The sequence below is a fragment of the Desulfobacter sp. genome, assembly GCF_050177295.1.
This window is the reverse complement of sequence record NZ_JBFXHE010000395.1, coordinates 1-4,147: the sequence shown is the minus strand read 5'-3', so window position 1 is coordinate 4,147 and position 4,147 is coordinate 1. Positions and strand designations below refer to the sequence as shown.

Annotated in this window: 2 protein-coding genes; one reads left to right on the top strand and one right to left on the bottom strand. The window is 50.3% G+C overall.

All coding sequences use genetic code 11. The features are described from left to right. Positions 1-231: methyl-accepting chemotaxis protein (locus AB7U36_RS19750; protein WP_428161351.1), on the bottom strand; the 231-nt coding region annotated here is incomplete at its 3' end. A gap of 247 nt (positions 232-478) precedes the next feature. Here AB7U36_RS19750 and nifJ point away from each other — a divergent pair. After that, the gene (nifJ, locus tag AB7U36_RS19745; RefSeq protein ID WP_428161350.1) at positions 479-3,997 is read left to right on the top strand and encodes a pyruvate:ferredoxin (flavodoxin) oxidoreductase; all 3,519 of its coding nucleotides are present in this window, start codon (positions 479-481) and stop codon (positions 3,995-3,997) included. Positions 3,998-4,147 lie beyond the last annotated feature (150 nt).

The window sequence follows — 4,147 nt, the reverse complement described above, 5'->3', positions numbered from 1 at the left end:
CATCCAAATCGTTTTCCGGTACACCTTTTCCTCCTGGCCGCTATAATTTTGAGAGCAACCCAGAGAAGTTTCAGAGGTAGCATGCTGAACTTTGCCAATTTGACTCTGGATCTGTTCAGTGGCTTCTGACGTCTGCCCAGCCAAGTCTTTAATTTCGTTTGCCACAACAGGGAAGCCCTTGCCTGCCTCTCCTGCCCTTGCCGCTTCAATTGCGGGTTCATTCGTTGTCAATAAAAAAGAAAGGAAGCTGAATTAACCCGTTGTGCCCATTTGCAAAATAGGTCTTGACCGGTTTTTTCAGTTGTGAGATATAAAAACAGGAATATAAGCTATAGATTGCTTATTTATTGACTAAAATGATTTAAAAGGCCGGTTTGCGGAATTCTTTACAAGCCGGTTCTTTTGTTATATTGTCCAATGGATTCTATATATTGGGATTAAATCTTATTCGGATTACCATTCAACGAGGTGAAAGATTATGAAAAAAAGAATGCAGACCATTGACGGGAATACTGCGGCAACCCATGTAGCATACGCCATGAGCGAGGTAGCAGCGATTTACCCGATCACACCTTCCAGCCCTCTGGGTGAAATTGCCGATTCCTGGGCATCCCAGGGGAGAAAAAATATTTTCGGGCAGATCCTGGACATCAAGCAGATGCAGTCCGAGGCCGGTGCTGCCGGTGCTGTCCACGGCTCCCTTGCAGCAGGCGCTTTGACCTCCACCTTTACAGCCTCCCAGGGGCTGTTGCTCAAGATACCCAATATGTACAAGATCGCAGGCGAACTGCTCCCCTGTGTTTTTCATGTAACAGCCCGGGCCATTTCCGCCCATGCCCTGTCCATCTTCGGAGACCACCAGGATGTCATGGCAGCCAGGCAGACCGGGTTCGCCATGCTGGCCTCCTGCTCAGTTCAGGAAGCCCAGGACCTGGCCCTTGTGGCCCACCTTGCAACCATGGACGCCCGGGTTCCTTTTCTCCATTTCTACGACGGGTTCAGAACCTCCCATGAAATTCAGAAAATTGAAATGATTGAATACGAGGACATGGCATCCCTGTTCAACTATGACGCTTACTGGGCATTCAAGGCCAGGGCCATGAACCCGGAACATCCCGACACCCGCGGAACTGCCCAGAATCCGGATATTTATTTCCAGGGCAGGGAGGCAACCAACTCTTTTTACCTCAAAGTGCCTGCCATTGTTAAGCAATATATGAAAAAGGTGGGCGATCTTACCGGGCGCCATTATCAGCCCTTTGATTATGTGGGTGATCCTGAAGCTGACCGTGTTGTTGTCGCCATGGGTTCCAGCTGTGAAGCCATTGAAGAGACCATTGAAAAACTCAATGCCACGGGCGAACGCTTAGGCCTGATAAAAGTCCGGTTATACAGACCCTTTGACATCCGGGAATTTCTGCTCACCGTGCCGGCTTCCGTGGAAACCCTGACAGTGCTTGACAGGACCAAGGAACCCGGTGCCATTGGCGAGCCCCTGTACCAGGATATCTGCACCGCCTTTATGGAACACGGGGAAGGCCCCCGGATCATCGGCGGCCGTTACGGGTTGTCCTCAAAGGAATTCAACCCCTCCATGGTCAAAGCCGTGTTTGACAACATGAAGGCCATGTCCCCGAAAAACCATTTCACCGTGGGGATCATTGACGACGTCACCCATACCTCACTGGACGTGAAAAAAGGTTTTGACGCCGCGCCGGCAGGTACCATTTCCGCCAAATTCTGGGGCCTTGGTTCCGACGGAACCGTGGGGGCCAACCAGTCGGCCATCACAATCATCGGTGACAACACCGACAAATATGCCCAGGGATATTTTGCCTATGACTCCAAAAAATCCGGCGGGCTCACCGTTTCCCATCTGCGCTTTGGCGATGTAAAAATCAAAAGCACCTATTTGATTGAGTCCTCGGATTTTGTAGCCTGTCATAAATCCAACTATGTGCAGATCTACGATGTCCTCAAGGGAATGAAAAAGGGCGGCACCTTCCTGCTCAACTCGGAATGGTCCACCATTGCAGATCTGGAAAAACATATCCCGGGCCATGTGCGCCGCACCATATATGAGAAAGAACTGAACTTCTACAACATTGACGCCGTAAAAATTGCCGGTGAAGTGGGTCTTGGCAACCGCATCAACATGATTATGCAGACCTGTTTTTTCAACCTTGCCAATGTGCTTCCGGTTGAACAGGCCATTGAACTGCTGAAAAATGATATCAAGAAAAAATTCGGCAAAAAGGGCGATGCCATAGTTAAAATGAATATTGAGGCTGTGGACAAGACCCTGGAAAACCTGGTGAAAGTGGATGTGCCCGTATCCTGGAAAGAGGCCGTGGACGAAGTCAGAATTGAGGAACCTGCCACACCCTTTGTGGACAATGTTATGCGCAAAATCAATGCCCAGGAAGGTGATGATGTGCCGGTATCTGCCTTTTCCGTGGATGGCGTGTTTGAAGCAGGCACATCCCAGTATGAAAAACGCGGGGTGGCCATCAAAGTACCCGAATGGATTGCCGAAAACTGCATTCAGTGCAACCAGTGTTCCTTTGTATGCCCACACGCCGCGATTATCCCCATTATGGCAACACCTGAGGAGCTTAAAGATGCCCCGGCATCCTTTGTCACCGTTGACGGCAAGGGCAAGGGTCTGGAGCAGTTCAAATTCAGAATGCAGGTCAACCCCCTTGACTGCCAGGGTTGCGGCAATTGTGCAGATATCTGCCCGGCCAAAAAACCAGCCCTTGAAATGAAATCTCTGGCCTCCCAGGTGGACGTGGAAAAAGAGAATCACAAATTTTCATTGACCGTTCCATTCAAGACAGATGTCATGAAACGCGATACCCTCAAGGGCAGCCAGTTGTGGAAACCGCTGCTTGAATTCTCCGGCGCATGCGCGGGTTGCGGAGAAACGCCGTATGTAAAACTGATCACCCAGCTTTTTGGCGAGAGAATGACCGTTGCCAATGCCACGGGCTGTTCTTCCATCTGGGGTGCATCTGCACCGTCTATGCCCTATTGCGTCAATGCCGACGGCCAGGGTCCTGCCTGGGCATCTTCCCTGTTTGAGGATGCTGCCGAATACGGTTACGGTATGCTGCTGGCCACAAAATCCAGACGCAAAACCCTGGCTGCAAAGATGGAAAAGGCCATTGAACAGGGTGTTTCCAGTGATATCAAAGCTGCCATGCAAGGCTGGATCGCCGGCAAGGACAATCTTGAAGAGTCCAGAAAATACGGGGACGATCTTAAACGCCTGCTCAAAGGGGCCTGCCAGGGCATTCTTAAAGAGATCAATGATGAACAAGACCTGTTTGTGAAAAAATCCCACTGGGTTTTCGGTGGTGACGGCTGGGCCTATGATATTGGGTTTGGCGGTTTGGACCATGTACTGGCATCCGGGGATGACATTAATATCCTGGTGCTGGATACAGAAGTGTACTCCAACACGGGCGGCCAGTCCTCCAAGGCCACGCCCACCGGCGCCATTGCCAAATATGCCGCATCCGGAAAGAAAATCGGGAAAAAAGATATGGCCCGGATGATGATGAGTTACGGGTATGTCTATGTGGCAACCATCTCCATGGGTGCCAGCAAGAACCAGACGCTTAAGGCGCTTCTGGAAGCGGAAAGCTACCCCGGCCCCTCCCTGGTTATCGCCTATGCACCGTGTATCAACCAGGGCATTAAAAAGGGTATGGGCAAAACCCAGGAGGAGGAAAAACTGGCTGTTGAATCCGGTTACTGGCCCATGTTCCGGTTCAATCCCCAGCTTACCCGTGAAGGAAAAAATCCCTTTACCCTTGACTCCAAACAACCCGACGGAACCCTGCAGGCGTTCTTAAGCGGTGAAGTGCGGTTTGCGGCCCTGGAAAAAAGCTTTCCCGAGGAGTCCAAACGTTTAAGGGAAGCCCTTGGCAAAGAAGTTGAGGAAAAATACGCCATGCTTAAAATGATGGCAGATGCCGGCAAAGAAGAATAAAGTTCATTCATAATAAAAATCATTATGATTTAGGGGCGAGACCGTTGTATGTGTTTCGCCCCCTTTTTTATGCGTTTTGCACCAGTTGTGGATTTAATAATTAAAAAATCCTTTGCCGCTTTTTCGACCGAGCCAGCCGGCACGGACATA

What these genes read in the sequence shown, in the direction of transcription:
- nifJ (WP_428161350.1), top strand. Translation starts at nt 479, where the DNA reads ATGAAAAAAAGAATGCAGACCATTGACGGGAATACTGCGGCAACCCAT.